The sequence below is a fragment of the Tenacibaculum aquaeponti genome, from assembly GCF_057221555.1.
In genome coordinates this window covers 851,850-873,463 of the sequence record NZ_CM170147.1, presented here as the reverse complement: position 1 = coordinate 873,463, position 21,614 = coordinate 851,850, and the positions used below count along the sequence as shown (strand labels likewise).

At 35.2% G+C, this 21,614-nt stretch carries 16 protein-coding genes and 1 pseudogene; 5 read left to right on the top strand and 12 right to left on the bottom strand.

Annotated elements, in window-relative coordinates; translation table 11 throughout:
- Window positions 1–300: 300 nt before the first annotated feature.
- The 9 genes and pseudogenes from AC2TEO_RS03960 to murQ form a co-directional block, all read right to left on the bottom strand.
- Window positions 301–1,014 (bottom strand): phage tail-like protein, encoded by a 714-nt coding sequence (locus tag AC2TEO_RS03960; protein WP_442266865.1) that lies wholly within the window; start codon window positions 1,012–1,014, stop codon window positions 301–303.
- 235 nt (window positions 1,015–1,249) lie between these two features.
- On the bottom strand, window positions 1,250–2,788 hold the full coding sequence (locus tag AC2TEO_RS03955) for a PA14 domain-containing protein (RefSeq protein WP_442266864.1): 1,539 nt from the start codon (window positions 2,786–2,788) through the stop codon (window positions 1,250–1,252).
- A gap of 13 nt (window positions 2,789–2,801) precedes the next feature.
- Window positions 2,802–3,512, bottom strand: a complete 711-nt coding sequence (locus AC2TEO_RS03950) for a phage tail-like protein (RefSeq protein WP_442266863.1) — start codon at window positions 3,510–3,512, stop codon at window positions 2,802–2,804.
- Window positions 3,513–3,528: 16 nt separating this feature from the next.
- Window positions 3,529–3,756 carry a hypothetical protein gene (locus AC2TEO_RS03945; protein WP_442267777.1) on the bottom strand — a complete coding sequence of 76 codons (228 nt, stop codon included), beginning with the start codon at window positions 3,754–3,756 and terminating at the stop codon, window positions 3,529–3,531.
- 53 nt (window positions 3,757–3,809) lie between these two features.
- On the bottom strand, window positions 3,810–9,476 hold the full coding sequence (locus AC2TEO_RS03940) for a coiled-coil domain-containing protein (protein WP_442266862.1): 5,667 nt from the start codon (window positions 9,474–9,476) through the stop codon (window positions 3,810–3,812).
- A 70-nt stretch (window positions 9,477–9,546) separates the two neighbouring features.
- Window positions 9,547–10,209, bottom strand: a pseudogene (locus AC2TEO_RS03935) (DUF7151 family protein); the annotation flags it as partial.
- Between the two features lie 405 nt (window positions 10,210–10,614).
- Complete coding sequence (locus tag AC2TEO_RS03930; RefSeq protein WP_442266861.1) at window positions 10,615–11,661, bottom strand: ATP-grasp domain-containing protein; 1,047 nt, start codon at window positions 11,659–11,661, stop codon at window positions 10,615–10,617.
- A complete protein-coding gene (locus AC2TEO_RS03925) occupies window positions 11,661–11,897 on the bottom strand; it encodes a DUF6095 family protein (protein ID WP_442266860.1) in 237 nt (78 codons plus the stop codon). Before AC2TEO_RS03925 ends, AC2TEO_RS03930 begins: the two co-directional genes overlap by 1 nt.
- The gene (gene murQ / locus AC2TEO_RS03920) at window positions 11,887–12,708 is read right to left on the bottom strand and encodes an N-acetylmuramic acid 6-phosphate etherase (protein ID WP_442266859.1); all 822 of its coding nucleotides are present in this window, start codon (window positions 12,706–12,708) and stop codon (window positions 11,887–11,889) included. Before murQ ends, AC2TEO_RS03925 begins: the two co-directional genes overlap by 11 nt.
- Before the next feature lie 87 nt (window positions 12,709–12,795).
- On the opposite strand from murQ, the gene AC2TEO_RS03915 reads away from it, so the two are divergent.
- Window positions 12,796–13,626 (top strand): mechanosensitive ion channel family protein, encoded by an 831-nt coding sequence (locus AC2TEO_RS03915; protein ID WP_442266858.1) that lies wholly within the window; start codon window positions 12,796–12,798, stop codon window positions 13,624–13,626.
- A gap of 126 nt (window positions 13,627–13,752) precedes the next feature.
- Window positions 13,753–15,047 (top strand): IS3 family transposase gene (locus tag AC2TEO_RS03910; RefSeq protein WP_442266462.1). Its coding sequence is split into 2 segments (ribosomal slippage): window positions 13,753–14,119 and window positions 14,119–15,047, totalling 1,296 coding nucleotides; the frame shifts between segments, so codons are not numbered across the junction.
- Between the two features lie 59 nt (window positions 15,048–15,106).
- Here the strand turns inward: AC2TEO_RS03910 and AC2TEO_RS03905 are convergent.
- Window positions 15,107–17,332: an NADP-dependent isocitrate dehydrogenase gene (locus tag AC2TEO_RS03905; RefSeq protein ID WP_442266857.1), complete on the bottom strand. Its 2,226-nt coding sequence runs from the start codon at window positions 17,330–17,332 to the stop codon at window positions 15,107–15,109.
- A gap of 174 nt (window positions 17,333–17,506) precedes the next feature.
- Window positions 17,507–17,854 (bottom strand): 50S ribosomal protein L19, encoded by a 348-nt coding sequence (rplS, locus tag AC2TEO_RS03900; protein WP_442266856.1) that lies wholly within the window; start codon window positions 17,852–17,854, stop codon window positions 17,507–17,509.
- A 259-nt stretch (window positions 17,855–18,113) separates the two neighbouring features.
- On the opposite strand from rplS, the gene AC2TEO_RS03895 reads away from it, so the two are divergent.
- Window positions 18,114–18,794, top strand: a complete 681-nt coding sequence (locus tag AC2TEO_RS03895; protein ID WP_442266855.1) for a phosphatase PAP2 family protein — start codon at window positions 18,114–18,116, stop codon at window positions 18,792–18,794.
- Complete coding sequence (locus AC2TEO_RS03890) at window positions 18,794–20,287, top strand: ArnT family glycosyltransferase (protein ID WP_442266854.1); 1,494 nt, start codon at window positions 18,794–18,796, stop codon at window positions 20,285–20,287. The genes AC2TEO_RS03895 and AC2TEO_RS03890 overlap by 1 nt, the downstream gene beginning before the upstream one ends.
- On the opposite strand, the gene trmD is transcribed toward AC2TEO_RS03890, so the two are convergent.
- On the bottom strand, window positions 20,288–20,968 hold the full coding sequence (trmD, locus tag AC2TEO_RS03885; protein WP_442266853.1) for a tRNA (guanosine(37)-N1)-methyltransferase TrmD: 681 nt from the start codon (window positions 20,966–20,968) through the stop codon (window positions 20,288–20,290).
- 275 nt (window positions 20,969–21,243) lie between these two features.
- Here trmD and AC2TEO_RS03880 point away from each other — a divergent pair, with 275 nt between their 5' ends.
- Window positions 21,244–21,603, top strand: coding sequence for a hypothetical protein (locus AC2TEO_RS03880; RefSeq protein ID WP_442266852.1), 360 nt, complete (start codon window positions 21,244–21,246; stop codon window positions 21,601–21,603).
- The last annotated feature ends 11 nt before the right edge of the window (window positions 21,604–21,614 follow it).

Genomic DNA, 21,614 nt, shown 5'->3' with positions numbered 1-21,614 from the left:
TTTCAAAATCATTATTATAAATTCAACTTAACTCATAATTAATTAAAAACATATTCACATTTATTTCGACGAATAATCTTTAATTAGGGATTAACTGTGAGCTTAGTCTTTTAAAACGTTGCGAACTTACAAAAAAAAAACTAAATATTATTATAAAACGCTGGTTTTTAGTTATAAAGTGCTTTTTTTGTTGTATTGATTGCAAAATTTCACTTCATTTTATCGTTAATCTCGCTTATTAAGACACAATAAGTTTAATTAAGTCACATTCAGGTAGTTATTTAGTTTTTTTAAGCGGGATTATTTATATGCGGTAAAAAAGACAACTAAACTTTCGTCTAAAATATCATTATCTCTATTTGTATTACCAGATACTCCTAAAGAATAATTAACATTGATAGAAAAACCATTATTATTGAATGAGGTAAGAGTTCCGGAAATGATTCCCATATTTACAGCGTTTTGATTTCCATATCTTAAACCAAAGCATTGGCTATTTGATGAATATCTTGAAATTGAATTAATAGAACTACCACTACCTCCTATGTAAATACTTGCTTGAGTTATAGTACCACTATCATTTCTAGCAAAACCGTTTGCTGTACCAAATGCATTTTGAAGTGTTGCTGTATTAAGACCTCCTGAACCAGCAGAATTTACATTTAAGTTTTCTATATTTGAGTGAGCAATAAATGTTATTTGACTTGGTTGAAAAGGAATTCCATTAATTACTTGATTGAAGTTTGTAGCTGTTGTACCCCCTGGTGCGTTTATTATAAAAAAACCAACATATACGCTTGGACCAGATCTTAACGCAATCCAACTTGTTCCATCAAAATAATAGAATATTTTTTCATCTGTACTATATGCAATTACTGCTTCTACTGGACTAGATACACTTGTAATTTGTGCTGTAGTTCCACTAGGAAAACCAGAAACAGGTGTTCCTGGAAATACTTGAGCTTCTAAAAAAACTGAGGAACTAAATAAGAATAACAATAGTAAATATTTCATTTTTTGCATTATTTTATTTCTTTTTATTGCAGTAGTTTTGTTAGTTTTTTATGAGGTTACAAGTTTTAATTTGTTTTTTCGTAAAAGTTAGTAGTTTTATAAATTGTAAAGTTAATTATCTATAAGAAGGTTTATAGAATATTATTAAATAATTTTCTCATTTTATCCTTAGTGATTTGTTATTTAACATATAAATCGAAATATTTAAAGAAGTATTGAATTTTTGAAACCATTTTTATTTGATGATAAATTGATTTGCATTAATTGTACTTCCAACAGTATAGCCATCTGGATTTGCTCCCCAAGTAAATTGCATAAAATCACTTCCAGTATTTTCATAATACCAAAATTCTATTTTATGCTCACCTGCAGCTAAGGTAACTGTTCCAGATCTAGTTGTAGCTCCTTGATCAAACCAATTTTCAACAACTAAAACATTATCAATATATATTCTAGAACCATCGTCTGATCTAGCATTAAAAGTAAAATTACCTGTATTTTGAACATTAATTGTACCTATATAATGAATTATATACCCATCATTATCTGGAGCTAAATTGGCTCTAGAGGTATTGTCTAATAGGGAGGTAGTTTGACCTTGAGTTGTTGATACTCCCAAAGTTCGTTTGTTATTAATATTAGGTTGAGATGTATTAGTTATATTCCAAGTGTAATATTGTAGTCCATTATTATTATTATTAGTTGCTGTACTAGTACTATTGATTTGTTGCCAGTTATTACCATCACTTTGTAGCCATAAGTTAATAGGACCTATAGTTGTTGAATTATTATTTGTTTGATTTAAATAATTAGAAATATTTAATGTACTCCCAGAAATATTTTTGATAACATAAACTCTTCCGTTACATGTGTTTGCTGGAGGAAGTGTTATTAAAGCATTATTATTAACTATTATAGTATGATGATCTTCTGTTAATGTAATATTTCCTGTAACTATTTCAATTGATTTAGAAATAGAACCAGAAACTTGTAAAGTTGAATTAGCAATATTAAATCCAGTTTGTGGATCATTATAATCACTATCTACAGGAATTTCGTTTGTGTTTAAATTTATACCAAAACGAGTTTTAGCATCTGCAGTATTATTACTTCCTTGAACTCTAAATAATTCCTTATGAAACTGTCCTCTTCTATAATCATACCTTTTAAAAATAATAGGTTCTGCACCGTCATCCCCAATTATAAATTCTAAACGCCCGTCATTAGATGGGCCACCTGAACCTATTTCAAATAAATCTGTAACACCAGAGCTACCTTTAAGTCGAAAACTTCCATTAGAAGTTGTGAAAAACATCGGTTTATAAAATGAAGCACCAGATGCAGCAAATTGTAGTGCAGCAATATTTCCATTTCCGTTCAAATGAACTAAAGGTTGATTTATATCAGTATAATCAGGAAAACCTTGAACAAGTCCTAAAGTAGCCCTTCTACCAAATTCTAAAATAGGTAAATTGTTTGAACGTATTTGCATGCGAACATCATCTATAGTACCTAAAAAATTTGTGTTACTTGTACCAGCATTACCATTTAATAACCAGTTACTTCCACTAGTTGAAACCCAATTCGTTCCATCGTAATAATAAATTATTTTTTGATCTGTACTATAAGCCAAAACACCTTCTACAGGGCTTACAGTTGCTAATATTTGCGCTGTTGTTCCACTAGGAAGACCAGAAACAGGCGTTCCTGGAAAAACTTGAGCAGAAATATATATTGGTATAATTATTATTACTAATGATATAAAACTTCTCATATATAATATTTTTTTATTGGCCGAGATAAATGAAAGTATTAACAACAAGATAAGGTTGATATCTTTCAAAAGACTGATTTAAACCACCACTATTTATAGATACTGTATGAGTATGGCTACCTGTTGTGCTTGTATTTGTAGTTCCATTATTTCCAAAGAAAGTTATATTAGAATCCACATTATTAAAAACTCTAAAGGTTCTTGTTCTTCTTGGAATAGTATGGCTATGATTTCCTGCTACATTAGTGCTTCCAGTAAAATTAATATTGGGTAAATTAGCTTGAGTTAGTGTTGTATTAACTTGTCCACCAGTATCTCCAATGTTTTGTCCAATATTAGGATGTTTAAGAACTCTATTAGATGCATTTGGAAGTGTAATAGAAAAGCCTAAATTATTAGCTGAAGTTTGTGCATTTATTGGTAGATCTGAAATATTTCTACCATTTAATAAATACCAACCTGAATGATCTGCTGTTTGTGCACCATATTTAATATCTCCTATAGTATTTGAAGAAATATTAAAAGGAACCCAAGTCGTACCGTTATAATAATAAAATATCTTTTCATTGGTACTATAAGCTATGGTTGCTTCAACAGGATTTGGAATTGCATTTATTTGAGTTGTTGTACCACTAGGAAATCCTGAAATAGGGGTTCCAGAAAATACTTGTCCGTAATTAATTGACGTAAAAAAAAATATAAATAAGAAGGTTATTTTTTTCATTTTTTATTTTTCAATTTTATAAATCTTTTATAGTAAAATACCAGTCACGATCTACATTATACAAGAAAATATTAGAACCATAAAGTTGTACTGTAAATGTAGTGTTTGTTTGTGCTATAACCTGAGCGGTTATTTGCAAACCAGTAGGGCTTAAAACAGTTAATTGAACTATATAATCTGAGTTACCTCTATCAGGTATTGTAACAGTATAATTACCAGTACTATTTCTAGTTACAGATGTCACTCCTTGAGATCTAATTAGAGCTCCGGTAGTTCCATTTACTTTTCCGAATGCTTTTATAAATGAATCTCCTGTAGCACCTGTCTGTCCAGTAGCACCTGTGTTTCCTGTTGCTCCGGTTTGTCCCGTTGCTCCAGTTTGTCCTGTTGCACCTGTGTTTCCTGTAGCTCCAGTTTGTCCAGTAGCACCTGTATTTCCTGTAGCTCCAGTTTGTCCAGTTGCACCTGTATTTCCTGTTGCTCCGGTTTGTCCAGTAGCCCCTGTATTACCTGTTGCTCCAGTTTGTCCTGTAGCACCTGTGTTTCCTGTTGCTCCGGTTTGCCCAGTAGCACCTGTGTTTCCTGTTGCTCCGGTTTGACCAGTAGCACCAGTATTTCCTGTTGCTCCGGTTTGTCCAGTAGCGCCTGTATTACCTGTTGCTCCAGTTTGTCCAGTAGCACCAGTTTGTCCAGTAGCACCAGTTTGTCCTGTTGCTCCGGTTTGTCCAGTAGCACCTGTATTACCTGTAACTCCAGTTTGTCCAGTTGCACCTGTATTTCCTGTTGCTCCGGTTTGTCCAGTAGCCCCTGTATTACCTGTTGCACCAGTTTGTCCTGTAGCTCCAGTTTGTCCTGTTGCTCCGGTTTGTCCAGTAGCACCTGTGTTTCCTGTTGCTCCGGTTTGCCCAGTAGCACCTGTGTTTCCTGTTGCTCCGGTTTGTCCAGTAGCGCCTGTATTACCTGTTGCTCCAGTTTGTCCCGTTGCCCCAGTTTTTCCTGTTGCTCCGGTTTGTCCAGTAGCACCTGTGTTTCCTGTTGCTCCGGTTTGTCCAGTAGCGCCTGTATTACCTGTTGCTCCGGTTTGACCAGTAGCACCAGTATTTCCTGTTGCTCCGGTTTGTCCAGTAGCGCCTGTATTACCTGTTGCTCCAGTTTGTCCAGTAGCACCAGTTTGTCCTGTTGCTCCGGTTTGTCCAGTAGCACCTGTATTACCTGTAACTCCAGTTTGTCCAGTTGCACCTGTATTTCCTGTTGCTCCGGTTTGTCCAGTAGCGCCTGTATTACCTGTTGCTCCAGTTTGTCCCGTTGCCCCAGTTTTTCCTGTTGCTCCGGTTTGTCCTGTAGCTCCAGTTTGTCCTGTTGCTCCGGTTTGTCCTGTTGCACCTGTGTTTCCTGTAGCTCCGGTTTGTCCAGTAGCTCCAGTTTGTCCCGTTGCCCCAGTTTGTCCTGTAGCCCCTGTATTTCCTGTTGCACCAGTTTGTCCAGTAGCTCCAGTTTGTCCTGTTGCTCCGGTTTGTCCAGTAGCCCCTGTATTTCCTGTTGCTCCGGTTTGTCCAGTAGCACCAGTATTTCCCGTTGTCCCAGTTTGTCCTGTAGCCCCTGTATTACCTGTAGCTCCGGTTTGCCCAGTAGCACCAGTATTTCCCGTTGTCCCAGTTTGTCCTGTTGCACCTGTGTTTCCTGTAGCTCCAGTTTGTCCAGTAGCACCTGTATTTCCTGTAGCTCCGGTTTGTCCAGTAGCGCCTGTATTACCTGTTGCTCCAGTTTGACCAGTAGCGCCTGTATTACCTGTTGCACCAGTTTGTCCAGTAGCCCCTGTATTACCTGTAGCTCCAGTTTGTCCAGTAGCACCTGTATTTCCTGTAGCTCCAGTTTGTCCCGTTGCCCCGGTTTGCCCTGTAGCTCCAGTTTGTCCTGTAGCCCCTGTATTTCCTGTTGCACCAGTTTGTCCTGTTGCTCCGGTTTGTCCCGTTGCCCCAGTTTTTCCTGTTGCTCCGGTTTGTCCAGTAGCACCTGTGTTTCCTGTTGCTCCGGTTTGTCCAGTAGCGCCTGTATTTCCCGTTGCCCCGGTTTGTCCTGTAGCTCCAGTTTGTCCTGTTGCTCCAGTTTGTCCAGTAGCACCTGTATTTCCTGTTGCTCCGGTTTGTCCAGTAGCCCCTGTATTACCTGTTGCTCCAGTTTGTCCTGTAGCCCCTGTATTACCTGTTGCACCAGTTTGTCCTGTAGCTCCAGTTTGTCCTGTTGCTCCGGTTTGTCCAGTAGCACCTGTGTTTCCTGTTGCTCCGGTTTGCCCAGTAGCACCTGTGTTTCCTGTTGCTCCGGTTTGACCAGTAGCACCAGTATTTCCTGTTGCTCCGGTTTGTCCAGTAGCGCCTGTATTACCTGTTGCTCCAGTTTGTCCAGTAGCACCAGTTTGTCCTGTTGCTCCGGTTTGTCCAGTAGCACCTGTATTACCTGTAACTCCAGTTTGTCCAGTTGCACCTGTATTTCCTGTTGCTCCGGTTTGTCCAGTAGCGCCTGTATTACCTGTTGCTCCAGTTTGTCCCGTTGCCCCAGTTTGTCCTGTTGCTCCGGTTTGTCCAGTAGCACCTGTGTTTCCTGTTGCTCCGGTTTGTCCCGTTGCTCCAGTTTGTCCTGTTGCACCTGTGTTTCCTGTAGCTCCAGTTTGTCCAGTAGCACCTGTATTTCCTGTAGCTCCAGTTTGTCCAGTTGCACCTGTATTTCCTGTTGCTCCGGTTTGTCCAGTAGCCCCTGTATTACCTGTTGCACCAGTTTGTCCTGTAGCTCCAGTTTGTCCTGTAGCTCCAGTTTGTCCAGTAGCTCCAGTTTGTCCAGTAGCACCTGTGTTTCCTGTTGCTCCGGTTTGCCCAGTAGCACCTGTGTTTCCTGTTGCTCCGGTTTGACCAGTAGCACCAGTATTTCCTGTTGCTCCGGTTTGTCCAGTAGCGCCTGTATTACCTGTTGCTCCAGTTTGTCCAGTAGCACCAGTTTGTCCTGTTGCTCCAGTTTGTCCAGTAGCACCTGTATTACCTGTAACTCCAGTTTGTCCAGTTGCACCTGTATTTCCTGTTGCTCCGGTTTGTCCAGTAGCGCCTGTATTACCTGTTGCTCCAGTTTGTCCAGTAGCACCAGTTTGTCCTGTTGCTCCGGTTTGTCCAGTAGCACCTGTGTTTCCTGTTGCTCCGGTTTGTCCCGTTGCTCCAGTTTGTCCTGTTGCACCTGTGTTTCCTGTAGCTCCGGTTTGTCCAGTAGCTCCGGTTTGTCCAGTAGCTCCAGTTTGTCCCGTTGCCCCGGTTTGCCCTGTAGCTCCAGTTTGTCCCGTTGCCCCAGTTTGTCCAGTAGCTCCAGTTTGTCCTGTTGCTCCGGTTTGTCCAGTAGCACCTGTATTTCCTGTTGACCCAGTTTGTCCAGTAGCTCCAGTTTGTCCCGTTGCTCCAGTTTGTCCTGTTGCACCTGTGTTTCCTGTAGCTCCAGTTTGTCCAGTAGCACCTGTATTTCCTGTAGCTCCAGTTTGTCCAGTAGCACCTGTATTTCCTGTTGCTCCGGTTTGTCCAGTAGCGCCTGTATTACCTGTTGCCCCAGTTTGTCCTGTTGCTCCGGTTTGTCCAGTAGCACCTGTGTTTCCTGTTGCTCCGGTTTGCCCAGTAGCACCTGTGTTTCCTGTTGCTCCGGTTTGACCAGTAGCACCAGTATTTCCTGTTGCTCCGGTTTGTCCAGTAGCGCCTGTATTACCTGTTGCTCCAGTTTGTCCAGTAGCACCAGTTTGTCCTGTTGCTCCGGTTTGTCCAGTAGCACCTGTATTACCTGTAACTCCAGTTTGTCCAGTTGCACCTGTATTTCCTGTTGCTCCGATTTGTCCAGTAGCGCCTGTATTACCTGTTGCTCCAGTTTGTCCCGTTGCCCCAGTTTTTCCTGTTGCTCCGGTTTGTCCAGTAGCACCTGTGTTTCCTGTTGCTCCGGTTTGTCCAGTAGCACCTGTGTTTCCTGTAGCTCCGGTTTGTCCAGTAGCACCTGTAGCTCCAGTTTGCCCAGTAGCACCAGTATTTCCTGTTGCTCCGGTTTGTCCAGTAGCACCAGTTTGTCCTGTTGCTCCGGTTTGTCCAGTAGCACCTGTATTACCTGTAACTCCAGTTTGTCCTGTAGCCCCTGTATTTCCTGTTGCACCAGTTTGTCCAGTAGCTCCAGTTTGTCCTGTTGCTCCGGTTTGTCCAGTAGCACCTGTATTTCCTGTTGACCCAGTTTGTCCAGTAGCTCCAGTTTGTCCCGTTGCTCCAGTTTGTCCTGTTGCACCTGTGTTTCCTGTAGCTCCAGTTTGTCCAGTAGCACCTGTATTTCCTGTAGCTCCAGTTTGTCCAGTAGCACCTGTATTTCCTGTTGCTCCGGTTTGTCCAGTAGCGCCTGTATTACCTGTTGCTCCAGTTTGTCCCGTTGCTCCAGTTTGTCCCGTTGCTCCAGTTTGTCCCGTTGCTCCAGTTTGTCCTGTTGCACCTGTGTTTCCTGTAGCTCCGGTTTGTCCAGTAGCTCCAGTTTGTCCCGTTGCTCCGGTTTGTCCAGTAGCACCTGTATTACCTGTAACTCCAGTTTGTCCAGTTGCACCTGTATTTCCTGTTGCTCCGGTTTGTCCAGTAGCGCCTGTATTACCTGTTGCTCCAGTTTGTCCCGTTGCCCCAGTTTTTCCTGTTGCTCCGGTTTGTCCAGTAGCACCTGTGTTTCCTGTTGCTCCGGTTTGTCCAGTAGCACCTGTAGCTCCAGTTTGCCCAGTAGCACCAGTATTTCCTGTTGCTCCGGTTTGTCCAGTTGCGCCTGTATTACCTGTTGCACCAGTATTTCCAGTAGCTCCAGTTTGTCCTGTTGCACCAGTGTTTCCTGTAGCTCCGATTTGCCCCGTGGCACCAGTGTTTCCTGTAGCTCCGGTTTGCCCAGTAGCACCTGTGTTTCCTGTTGCTCCGGTTTGTCCAGTAGCACCTGTATTTCCTGTTGCTCCGGTTTGTCCAGTAGTACCTGTAGCTCCAGTTTGCCCAGTAGCACCAGTATTTCCCGTTGTCCCAGTTTGTCCTGTAGCACCTGTGTTTCCTGTTGCTCCAGTTTGTCCAGTAGCACCTGTATTTCCTGTTGCTCCAGTTTGTCCTGTAGCCCCTGTATTACCTGTTGCCCCAGTTTGTCCAGTAGTACCTGTATTACCCGTTGCCCCAGTTTGTCCTGTAGCCCCTGTATTACCCGTTGCCCCAGTTTGCCCAGCAGCACCAGTATTTCCCGTAGCCCCGGTTTGTCCAGTAGCCCCTGTATTACCTGTAGCTCCAGTGCTTCCTGTTGCTCCGGTTTGTCCAGTAGCACCTGTATTTCCTGTAGTTCCAGTGTTACCCGTTGCTCCGGTTTGTCCAGTAGCACCTGTGTTTCCTGTAGCTCCAGTTTGCCCAGTGGCACCAGTTTGTCCTGTTGTACCTGTGTTTCCTGTAGCTCCAGTTTGTCCAGTAGCCCCTGTATTACCTGTTGCTCCGGTTTGTCCAGTAGCACCTGTATTTCCTGTTGCTCCAGTTTGCCCAGCAGCACCAGTATTTCCTGTTGCCCCAGTTTGTCCTGTTGCTCCGGTTTGTCCCGTTGCCCCGGTTTGTCCAGTAGCACCTGTATTACCTGTTGCCCCAGTTTGTCCTGTTGCTCCGGTTTGTCCTGTTGCCCCAGTTTGTCCTGTTGCTCCGGTTTGTCCTGTAGCTCCAGTTTGTCCTGTTGCTCCAGTTTGTCCAGTAGCACCAGTTTGTCCTGTTGCTCCGGTTTGTCCAGTAGCACCTGTATTACCTGTAACTCCAGTTTGTCCAGTGGCACCAATTTGTCCTGTTGTACCTGTGTTTCCTGTAGCTCCAGTTTGTCCAGTAGCCCCTGTATTACCTGTTGCTCCAGTTTGTCCCGTTGCCCCGGTTTGCCCTGTAGCTCCAGTTTGTCCTGTTGCCCCGGTTTGTCCTGTTGCACCTGTGTTTCCTATAGCTCCAGTTTGCCCTGTGACACCTGTAGCTCCAGTACTACCATTACATATGTAAGTGGTTCCATCAATTTCAAGAGGATCAAGAACACCGTTTTTATTATCATCAGAACCGTAATCTATTCTTTGCCCTCCTGAAATACAGTTTGTTCCAGCAGGCTCTATAGTTGTATTTATTATAGAATTATTTCCGTTAATTCCATTCGATCCGTTTACTCCTGTAGCTCCAGTTGCACCCGTAGCACCATTACATATGTATTTTGTTCCATCAATTTCAAAACTGTCAAGAATCCCATTGTTATTGTCATCGATACCATATTCTATTTTTTGTCCCCCCGTAGGACAATTAATTCCGATAGGTTCCTGAGTTGTATTTATAATTGAGTTACTTCCATCCAATCCAGGAGCTCCTTGTGCTGCTATATCAGCGATAGACACGGAAAGAGTACCATTACTATCGGTTATTTCTAAATTTCCTCCATTTATTCTAAAAGATATATTTACTTCATTTTTAGGGTCATTGTCATCATCTTTTATTAAAGAAGAAAGATCCACTGAATTACCATCAGAAAGAGTTAAAATGTTAGTGTTAGAATCAAAAAGTAGTTGTCTAGCTCCTCCAGAAGTACACAGGCTAGTCCATTTATCTCCAGTATACTGATATACGCATTTGTCATCAGTGTTATAAACTAGAGCACCTTCTAATGGAGTAATTCTATTCATTTGAAGAGTTGATACTCTTGTAAGCACGAAAACTTTCTCAGAACTTTCTAATTCAAGTAAAGAGTTGATATCTATAGTGTTGGGATTATCACCAACTTTTACTTGTGAATAACTAGAAAATCCTAATATTGCTATTAAAATAGTAATGATTTTCTTCATAATCGGGGTAATTTTTATTGCATAAATGTAATAAAATTGTATTGTATATTTTTAGACACACAAAACGTAAAATAGTCACAAATACTTGATTTGCAGTGTGTATTTGGGTTAGGAAGTTGTTTTTGTTCTTTTATTGGATGATTTTTATCGATGAAATGTAATTTTTAATTGTTTCATACACTTTAGTTTGGATTTTAGTTAGTTTATATTGTTAAATTTAAGATGGAATACATAATGTATTTTGATTTATTGAAATTTTTTAATTGAAGAAATGTAGTTTTTAAGTTCAAACATTTCTAAAATAAATTTTTTTGTGCTTTTGTATGGGACTTTATTTGTTTTATGATTTATAATTGCTATTTGAAATAAGGATTCCCAATGAGTTCTAATAGCTTTCAGTGCCTGAAAGTAAGAAAATTTTTTGGAATCATAAATGTGGGTTGGTTCTGCTATAATCCCATTAATTTCTAAAACTTTAAAATCTGTTCCATTTTCTAAATTTTCAAAAGAATTATATTTTAAATCTACTCTTCCATAATACCATCCATTGATAGAATTACTTAAATGATCAAATGTTTCTTCTAGTTCTTTTGATATTAAGTGGTTTCCATTTATAAATTGAGTTCCTTTAGAGTGATTACCTATAACAGTGAGTTTAATTATTTTTCCAATTTCAGGAATAGTTTTTAAATTTGTGGCATGAATTTTTTCAAGTAAATTTAAATACATAGATGCTCTATCATCGTTTGTGATTAACTCTCTTAGTGTTGATTTTCCATCTCCAGTAACTGTTAAAAATTTTTTAAGAGTAATTGAGCTTATGTAACCTTTATCTTTATTTGGATTTCTGTGATAAAAAATACCACACTCATTTTCATGAAGTAAAAATTCTTGAATAATTATATCAATAGGATAGTTTATTAAATATTGTTCTAATTCACTTTCAGTATTTATTTTCTTAACTAGTAAGCCTCTAAATCCAATATCTGGTTTAGCTATTAGTGGGAAAGTAATTTTTTGAATTTTTAATTCATTAATTACAGTTTTAAATTCACTATTAGGCTTTATTAAAATTGATTTTGGGCGATATTTTTCAGGTACTAATTGGATGGTTTTGAATTTACTTTCTGTACCATTTCCTGAACTCTTTATAGCTGGATTTGCAGCACTGAAAAATGCAGGGTGTTTAGCTCTAATTGCTAAATAAAAAGCATAGGGTAGATTAGGGACATAAAACATTAACGAAGGCCAATATTCCCAGTTTCTTATTTTTTCAAATTTTGTTTTAGTCATTAATCTTCAAATAAAGTATCTAATAAAGATTTAAATGTTTTAAATCCAAAGTAAACCGTATATAATATTAGCAAAATACCTAAAAACAATAAAACATATGCTATAATTATTTTAGGCATCTCTTTAAAAGCTCTTTGAGCTCTAAAAGCCAAGCTTAATATAACAGGAGAAATAACTAATAATGATAATAAAATTAGAAATTTCTTAATTGGTTTTTCATAAGATTTATCTGTCATTTGCATTATATTTACTTATAGCTTCTCTAACATTTCCATATTTGTTTAATAGTTCTTTGGCTGTGCGTTGGTCTATATTTAATTCTGAAACTAACATTTTTTCACCTCTTTCCACTAATTTTTTATTGGATAGTTGCATGTCTACCATTTTATTTCCTTTGACTTTACCTAGTTGTATCATTGAAGTCGTAGAAATCATATTTAAAACTAATTTTTGTGCTGTACCAGCTTTCATACGTGAACTACCAGTTACAAATTCAGGTCCAACAATTACTGTAATAGGAAATTTAGCGGTTAAAGCTAAAGGACTTTTTTCATTACAAGTAATACATCCTGTTACTATATTATTATCATTACATTTTTTTAAAGCATTAACTACATAAGGAGTAGTACCAGATGCTGCTATTCCTATAACAATGTCTTTTTCTGAAACTTTATAATTTACAAGATCTAACCATCCTTGTTCAGTAGAATCTTCTGCAAATTCTACAGCTTTACGAATAGCAGTATCACCACCTGCAATTAAACCAATAACAAGATCATGAGAAACACCAAATGTAGGAGGGCATTCAGAGGCATCTACAACACCTAATCTACCACTAGTACCAGCACCAAGATAAAACAAGCGCCCATTATTTTTTAGTTTGTTAACAGCTACTTCTACCAATTGTTTTATTTGTGGAATTGCTTTTTCCACTGCATTAGGTACAGTTTTATCTTCATTATTAATATTAACTAATAATTCTTCAAGATCCATTTTTTCAAGATCTTCATACTTAGAATCTTGTTCGGTAGTTTTAAAAAATTTCATACACCAAATTTACAATTTATTCTTCTTAAGATGGTGACTAAAATTGATTAGAAGTGTCTAATATTTAAATCAATAAAAAATCAAAATATGGAAACATTAACAAATTCACTTTCAAATTTTTATAATTCAATTGCTTCAGGTTTTGGAGATTGGGGATTGAAATTACTAGGAGCTTTAGCAGCTTTAATTCTAGGTTTATGGGTTATAAGAATGATCATGAAAGGAATTTCAAGAGTATTTGAAACAAAACATGTAGATGAAACTTTGCGTCCGTTTTTAATAACACTAATAGGTTTTGCTTTAAAAGCATTATTATTAATTTCAATTGCAGGAATAGTTGGTGTTCCTACTGCGTCTTTTGCGGCTGTTATAGCAGCGGCAGCTTTTGCAATAGGAAGTGCATTTAATGGATCTCTTGGACATTTGGCATCTGGTGTAATGCTTTTAATTTTTAGACCATTTAAGGTCGGTGATTTAATTAAAACAAATGGAGCTTTTGGTTTTGTGAAAGAGATTTCTGTTTTTGTTACGGTAATAGAAACTTTTCAAAATGAAACTGAAATTATTCCAAATTCAGCAATTACATCAAATAAAATAACAAACTTAACAGCAATAGGTAATTTAAGAGTAGATATGCCTTTTGCTATTAGATATGGATCTGATATAGAAAAAGCAAAGCAAATCGTTCTTGATGTTTTAAGAAATGATGTAAATGTTTTAAGTGGAGAAGGGAAGGAGCCAAGAGTTGCAGTAAATAATTTAGGAGTTAATAGTGTTGAGTTGTTAGCTTTACCTTATGTAGATTGTAATAATTATTGGGATGTATATTGGGATACTCGTCAGAAGATTGTAGAAGCTTTAGGCGCAGCAGGATATGAAGCTCCATTACCGCAAAGAATAGTAACTATGAATAAATAAGTCAAATTTGTGTCAACTTATTTCAGGACGAGACACACAATAATAAAAAAGCCGGTTATATAACCGGCTTTTTTTATATTTTAAAATGTCTCGTCCTGAAATAGCGTTACACAAATTTGTAACCTTATGAACGACAACATTTACCGCAAACGTACTCAGAAAGATTATACGATGAGTTTTAAACTTTCGGTTGTATCGGAAGTAGAAAAAGGCGAATTAACCTACAAACAAGCTCAACTTAAATATGGGATTCAAGGAAGAAGTACTGTTTTAGTATGGTTGAGAAAATATGGTAACTTTGATTGGACTGATCAAACACCATCTAATATGCCAAAATCACCAGAACAAAAATTATTAGAGTTAGAGCAAAAATTACGTCAATTAGAAAAGCAAAACAATCGTTTAAAAGCTCAAGCAGCAGCATCAGAGAAGAAAGCGATACTGTTTGATATGATGATTGATTTAGCTGAGAAAGAGTATAATATTCCTATTAGAAAAAACTCCAAAACCGAGTAATTGATATGTTTGTTTTACAAAAGAAAGAAAGTATTTCTTCTACCTGTAAATTACTTGGGTTTAGCAGACAGGTCTATTATCAAGCTAACTATAGAGTTAAGAAATCTCAATCAATAGCCAATAAGGTTGTTGAATTGGTTAAGCGTGTAAGAATGGAACAACCAAGGATTGGGACAAGAAAACTGTATTATCTTCTTTCGGAGGAATTAAGCAGTTTAGCTGTTGGAAGAGATCGATTATTTGATATTTTACGAGCTAATAAACTATTGATAAAACGACAAAAGAGTTATCACATTACAACCAACTCTCATCATCGTTTTAGAAAACATACTAATCTTATTGAAAATCTGGAAATAAATAGACCAGAACAAGTATGGGTAGCAGATATTACATATTTAGGCAATCGTAAGAACCCTATGTATTTATCATTAATTACAGATGCATATTCTAAGAAAATCATAGGATATCATTTGGATAAAACTTTAGAAGTAAGCTCAACGGTAAAAGCCTTGGAGATAGCTATGAAAAATAGAGTATATCCAGAGAAGGAACTTATCCATCATTCAGATAGAGGATTGCAGTACTGTAGTAACATCTATCAAAATATTTTATCAAAACATAATATTAAATGTAGTATGACAGAATCATACGATCCATATCAAAATGCGATAGCTGAACGGGTTAATGGAATCTTAAAACAAGAGTTCTTTATTGCTACCACAAATCTAGATATTAAGATAATGAAGAAAATAGTAAAGCAATCAATAACTATTTATAACTCTAAAAGACCGCATTGGTCATGTCATTTTAAAACTCCTAACCAGGCACATCAACAAAATAAAATGAAGATAAAATCATATCGAAAAAAAACATCATCTAAAGCTATAGCTTTAGATGATGTTTAATATATTTAATCAATAAATAACTGTAACGGTTATTTAGGACTAGTCAAAAAGTATAAAATTTATACTTCTGTTAATATCGCGTTTAAAGTTTCATTAGGTCTCATGAAACTATCAGCTGAATTATCATTTGGTACATAGTATCCACCTATTTCAATAGCTTTACCTTGTACTTCGTTTAATTCATTTACAATTTTATCTTCGTTAGCTTTCATATTTTCAGCTACAGAAGCGAATTGTGTTTTTAATTCTTCGTTTTTAGATTGATTAGCTAATTCTTCAGCCCAATACATAGCTAAATAGAAATGACTACCTCTGTTATCTAATTCTCCAGCTTTTCTAGAAGGAGATTTTTTATTATCTAATAACTTCTCAATAGCGTCATCTAAAGTTTCAGCTAAAACTAACGCTTTATCGTTATTGTTAGTTTGTCCTAAGTGTTCTAAAGAAACAGCTAAAGCTAAGAATTCACCTAAAGAATCCCAGCGTAAATGATTTTCTCTAACAAATTGTTGTACGTGTTTAGGAGCAGATCCACCAGCACCAGTTTCAAATAAACCACCACCATTCATTAAAGGAACAATAGATAACATTTTAGCAGAAGTACCTAATTCTAAAATAGGGAATAAATCTGTTAAGTAGTCACGTAATACGTTTCCTGTAACAGAAATAGTATCTTCTCCGTTTTTAACTCTTGCTAAAGTATATGAAGTTGCTTCAGAAACAGATTTGATTAAAATTTCTAATCCAGTTGTATCATGTTCTGGTAAGTAAGCTTCTACTTTTTTAATTAATTCAGCATCGTGAGCTCTATTTTTATCTAACCAAAATACTGCAGGAGCTTGCATAGCTTTAGCTCTAGTTACAGCTAGTTTTACCCAATCTTTAACTGGAGCATCTTTAGTCTGACACATTCTCCAGATGTCTCCTTTTTCAACAGTATGCTCAATTAAAGTATTTCCTTCGCTATCGATTACAGAAACTTTTCCATCAGCAGCTATTTCAAAAGTTTTGTCATGAGATCCATATTCTTCTGCTTTCTTTGCCATTAATCCTACATTAGGAACAGTTCCCATTGTTGTTGGATCAAAAGCGCCATTTTCTTTACAGAATTGAATAGTAGCTTGGTATAATGAAGCATAAGAACTATCTGGAATTACAGCTTTAGTATCTTGTTGCTTTCCTTCTTTATTCCACATTTGACCAGAAGTACGAATCATAGCTGGCATAGAAGCATCAATAATAACATCTGAAGGAACATGTAAATTTGTAATTCCTTTATCAGAATCTACCATAGCTAAATCAGGATTGCTAGCGTAAACAGCTTCAATATCAGCTAAAATTTCAGCTTTCTTTTCAGCAGAAACTTCTTCTAAATTGCTTAATAAGTTTCCAAAACCGTTATTAACGTCAACTCCAATTTCTTCAAAAGTTTCACCATGTTTAGCAAAAACGTCTTTAAAGAAAGTTCTTACTGCATGTCCAAAAATAATTGGATCAGAAACCTTCATCATTGTAGCTTTCATGTGTAAAGAAAATAAGATACCTTGATCTTTAGCATCTTTAATTTCTTTATCTAAGAAAGCTAATAAAGCTTTTTTATTCATAACAGAAGCATCAATAATTTCTCCTGCTAATAAAGTAGTGCTAGCTTTTAAAACGGTTTCAGAACCACTAGCATCTGTATGTACTATTTTAACATCTGTAGCATTAGAAACTGTTACAGATTTTTCGTTGTGAGCAAAGTCATTTTCTCCCATTGTAGCTACGTGAGTTTTAGAGTCTGAACTCCAAGCTCCCATAGAATGTGGATTTTTCTTTGCATAATTTTTAACTGCTTTAGGTGCACGACGATCAGAATTTCCTTCACGTAACACAGGATTTACTGCAGAACCTTTTACTTTGTTATATAAAGCTAAAACTTTTTTGTCTTCTTCAGTTTCAACTTCTTCAGGATAATCAGGTAAAGCGTAACCTAAAGCTTGTAGTTCTTTAACAGCTGCTTTTAATTGAGGAACAGAAGCACTAATATTTGGTAACTTTATAATGTTAGCTTCTGGTTTTGTAGCTAATTCTCCTAAAAATGCTAATGCATCTTCTACTTTTTGATCTTCTGTTAAGTATTCAGAAAAGTTTGCTAAAATTCTACCAGCCAAAGAAATATCTTTAGTTTCAATTTCTATGTTAGATGATTTTGTATATGCTTTTACGATAGGCAAAAACGAACGGGTAGCAAGCGCTGGAGCCTCGTCTGTTTTTGTATACATAATTTTTGCAGTTGCGCTCATAAATTATCTAGTTATTTTAATTTGAAGTGATGCAAATTTAAGTATTACAATTGGTTTTTTTAAAGTTAATTTCTTATTAAAAAAAAAGTTAACTCTTATTTGGGATTTGTTATATATGAAACAAAAAAAAAGCAATGCTTTATGCATCGCTTTTTAATATTTTTAAAAGACAGATTAGATTCTTCTTTCTTTGATTCTTGCTTTCTTACCAGTAAGACCTCTGAAGTAGAAAATTCTAGCTCTACGAACTTTACCTCTTTTGTTAATTTCAATCTTTTGAATAGATGGTAAATTAACTGGGAAAATACGCTCAACTCCAACTGTACCAGACATTTTTCTGATTGTAAAAGTTTCAGAAGAACCACTTCCTCTTCTTTGAATTACAACTCCTCTAAAGAACTGAGTACGAGTCTTGTTTCCTTCTTTAATTTCGTAGTATACAGTAATTGTATCTCCTGCTGCGAATTCTGGTAAATCGTTTCTTGTTACGAATTCGTCTTGAACAAATTTAATTAAATCCATTTGTTTAAAATCTTGTAGTTTTAACAAAACAACATTCACGATTCTCGTCAGAGGTTGATTTTGCGAGTGCAAATATAGAACATATTTTTAAGTAATTATGAAAAAAATGAAATTAAATTACTGTAAAAAAAGTTTCTTAATGTATTAATAAACTATTGATTAATAGTTAAAAGAGTTTTTTTTAATGATGATTTTTTAAAACCTTCTTAAATTCTAGTATAAGCTTTAAAAATATATTACAGTGCTTTAAAAACTATTGATGGAAACTGTAATTTATAAAGAAAGACTTTTTAATTCTAGATTAAAAAGATTCTTAAGCTCTTTTATGTCTTTTATTAAAACGATTAGAAAAGAAGTGTCTATTACTTATTTAATATTCTTTTTTGCTTCCGTACTATTAGTTATATTGTATAATAAAGCAGACTTACATTTAAAGTTAAATAAATATCATTCGTCTTTTTTTGATGTGTTTTTTAAATATTCTACTTTTTTAGGAGATGGAGTTATGTTTGCTGTATTGGCGTTTATTTTTTTGTTTGTTAAACGAAAAATGACTTTAGTATTCGTTGTAGGAGGTTTGTTAACATTAGTAATTACTCACTTTTTTAAAAAGATTATTTTTAAAGGAGTACCAAGACCAGCAGAGTTTTTAGGTTTAGAAAATTTACATCTTATTAATGGTGTTAAAATGGCTTTTTGGAATTCATTTCCATCAGGTCATACCATGACAGCTTTTACAATTTTTGCGATACTTTGTTTATACTTTAGAAAGTGTGTTTCACAATATGTTTGGATATTACTTGCTATTATTGCTGGAATTTCAAGAGTATATCTTTCTCAACATTTTTTGATGGATATTTTTGTTGGTTCAATTTTAGGAATTGTAATCGGTTTTGTTAGTATGAGTTTGTTTTTTCCAGAAAGAAAAAGAATTCATTAATGCAAAACGATTATAAAAAGATTACTATAATTACTATTGTAATCAGTACAATTTTAAGGTTCTTTTTAGCAGGAAGTTTGGAGTTTGGAAATGACGAAGTGTATTATTGGTTATATGCAAAATATTCAGATATAAGTCATTTTGATCATCCGCCAATGGTTGGTTTTTTTATACAGTTCTTCACTTTAGATTTATTATTTAGTTCTGAATTAACCATTAGGTTAGCCGCTATTATTCCTACAAGCATAACCATGTATGTTCTTTTTTTAATAGGAAAATACTTAAGAGGAGAAAAAATAGGTTTTATAGCTGTTTTATTATACAATATTCATATTTACGGATTTGTAATCGCTGGAACTTTTATTTTACCAGATTCACCCTTAGTATTTTTTTGGTTGTTGAGTTTTTATTTCTTTATTCAAGTTTTACCGAAAGACCCTGATCAAAAATTATATCTAAAATTAATTCTAGCTTTTGTGTTTGCCGGTTTAGCAATTTATTCTAAATATCAAGCTATTTATTTACTTTTTGGAGTTATTCTATTTGTTGTTGTTAAAAATAATGTATGGCTAAAAAAGCCTATTTTCTATTCTGGTTTTATATTTCCAATTATAGCTGTTGGAATTATTTTTTATTGGAATTATTTAAACGATTTTATCAGTTATAAGTTTCATGGAAATCGAGTTTCATTTTTTAGTTTTAAGTTCAATAAAGATTCATTTTTAAGAGAAATTTTAGGACAGTTTGTTTATAATAATCCTTACATAGTTGTAATGTTAGTTATTATGTTTCTTGCATTAAGAAAGAAGAAGTTTATTATGGATAGTAAAGTTTCTTATTTTTTTATCAGTTGTTCATTACCTTTAATTTTAACTACAGTTTATTTGTCATTTTCAAGAGATACATTACCACATTGGTCTGGAGTTTCATATTTAACTTTATTGCCATTATTAGCAGTTTTTCTTTCAGAAAAGAAGAGAATCATTAAAAAGCTTACCATTGGAATGTCGAGTTTTTTTATGCTATTGATTTTCGCTTCCATTATGATTACTACAGGATTTTTATTATCTGATAATTTATCCAAGACTAAAGAAATTTTAGGTAGAAAAGATGCCGTTTTAGATATGTATGGATGGGAACAAGCTTCAGAAAAGCTGACTTTATTTTTTGAAAAAGAAGAGTTAAGAAGTTTGCCTATTGTATCAAACAGATGGTATCCTGCAGCTCATATTGATTATTACATAGCTCAACCAAATTCAATGAGAGTTTATGGAGTAGGAGAGTTGACAGCTATTCATAAATACTATTGGATTAATAAAACATATCCTAAACTCGGAAATAAAGTTTTATACATTACGGATAGTAGAAATTATAAGGATCCTAGAGAAATTTATAAGAATGAATACTCAACCATAAAAAAACTAAAAGAAATTCCTATTGAAAGAAACGAAGCAGTAGTAAAATACGTTTTTCTTTACATATTAGAAAAATAATTACTCTTCATCTAGTAAATCCGGACGTATAGCTTTAGTTCTTTCGTAAGCTTTTTCTGAACGCCATTCTTCTATTTTAGGAAAATTTCCTGATAATAATACTTCAGGAACTTTCATACCTTCATATTCCGAAGGTCTTGTATAAACTGGTGGTGATAATAAATTATCTTGAAAAGAATCAGTCAAGGCAGAAGTTTCATCTCCTAAAACTCCAGGAATTAAACGAATAATAGCATCGCACAACACAGCGGCAGCTAATTCTCCTCCTGTTAAAACGTAATCTCCAATTGAGATTTCTTTTGTAATGTATTTATCTCTTACACGTTGATCTACACCTTTGTAATGACCAGTAAGAATAATAATATTTTCTTTAAGTGATAATGTATTTGCAGTAGCTTGATTTAAAGTTGGTGCATCTGGAGTCATGTAAATAATTTCATCGTATTTACGTTCAGCTAATAATCCTTCGATACATTTTGCAATAGGTTCAATCATTAATACCATTCCAGCACCACCACCAAATTGATAATCATCTATTTGACGGTAATTTCCAAATCCAAATTCTCTTAAGTTATGAAAATGAACTTCGGCTAATCCTTTATCAATGGCTCTTTTCATCATTGAATTTTGAAAAGGACTTTTAATTAAATCTGGCTCAACTGTAATAATATCTACTCGCATGATGCAAAAGTAGGATTTTATAAACGAACAAGTAAGTTTAGTTTATTTATATTTACAGATGTTATGAAAACAATTATTGATCGTTTACTTTATTACATTGAAAAGTTCTTTTCTTATTTGGATAGAATAGGAGAATTCTTCAAGTTTTATTTGATTGGAACATTAGCAATTTATCTTGTTTTTAAGATGTTAAAAGCAATTTTTTCATTATTGTTCAAGATTTTTTAGAAGTAATTATGATTAAAAAATTGAATAGGTGGTTGAGTTTTTATCAAATGATTATAATTATTACAATTATCATCTTGATGTTTTCTTATGAAGGAGATTGGATTATCAATTTTTACAGATTATTATTAGGGATTTTTCTTTTTCCTTTTGGTGTAGTTTCTATTCTTTCAATATTTAAAAAAGAAAAAAATGTAACTCCTTTTATCTTAATCACAGTAGCAAGTTTATTTATCGCTTCTTGTATTCTTCCTCTTTTTTATGAATTAGCTGGTTTTATTATAGCTTTATTTTTTGCATTATGGTTTGCTGTATTATGGAAGAGTAAAAATAAATTAGATCACCTGTTATTGTCATTTAATATCATCGGCGGAATAGCTTCAACAACTTTACTAATATTATTTTATTAGCATTTATTGTA

What these genes read in the sequence shown, in the direction of transcription:
- AC2TEO_RS03960 (WP_442266865.1), bottom strand. Translation starts at nt 1,014, where the DNA reads ATGAAATATTTACTATTGTTATTCTTATTTAGTTCCTCAGTTTTTTTA.
- AC2TEO_RS03955 (WP_442266864.1), bottom strand. Translation starts at nt 2,788, where the DNA reads ATGAGAAGTTTTATATCATTAGTAATAATAATTATACCAATATATATT.
- AC2TEO_RS03950 (WP_442266863.1), bottom strand. Translation starts at nt 3,512, where the DNA reads ATGAAAAAAATAACCTTCTTATTTATATTTTTTTTTACGTCAATTAAT.
- AC2TEO_RS03930 (WP_442266861.1), bottom strand. Translation starts at nt 11,661, where the DNA reads ATGACTAAAACAAAATTTGAAAAAATAAGAAACTGGGAATATTGGCCT.
- AC2TEO_RS03925 (WP_442266860.1), bottom strand. Translation starts at nt 11,897, where the DNA reads ATGACAGATAAATCTTATGAAAAACCAATTAAGAAATTTCTAATTTTA.
- murQ (WP_442266859.1), bottom strand. Translation starts at nt 12,708, where the DNA reads ATGAAATTTTTTAAAACTACCGAACAAGATTCTAAGTATGAAGATCTT.
- AC2TEO_RS03915 (WP_442266858.1), top strand. Translation starts at nt 12,796, where the DNA reads ATGGAAACATTAACAAATTCACTTTCAAATTTTTATAATTCAATTGCT.
- AC2TEO_RS03905 (WP_442266857.1), bottom strand. Translation starts at nt 17,332, where the DNA reads ATGAGCGCAACTGCAAAAATTATGTATACAAAAACAGACGAGGCTCCA.
- rplS (WP_442266856.1), bottom strand. Translation starts at nt 17,854, where the DNA reads ATGGATTTAATTAAATTTGTTCAAGACGAATTCGTAACAAGAAACGAT.
- AC2TEO_RS03895 (WP_442266855.1), top strand. Translation starts at nt 18,114, where the DNA reads ATGGAAACTGTAATTTATAAAGAAAGACTTTTTAATTCTAGATTAAAA.
- AC2TEO_RS03890 (WP_442266854.1), top strand. Translation starts at nt 18,794, where the DNA reads ATGCAAAACGATTATAAAAAGATTACTATAATTACTATTGTAATCAGT.
- trmD (WP_442266853.1), bottom strand. Translation starts at nt 20,968, where the DNA reads ATGCGAGTAGATATTATTACAGTTGAGCCAGATTTAATTAAAAGTCCT.
- AC2TEO_RS03880 (WP_442266852.1), top strand. Translation starts at nt 21,244, where the DNA reads ATGATTATAATTATTACAATTATCATCTTGATGTTTTCTTATGAAGGA.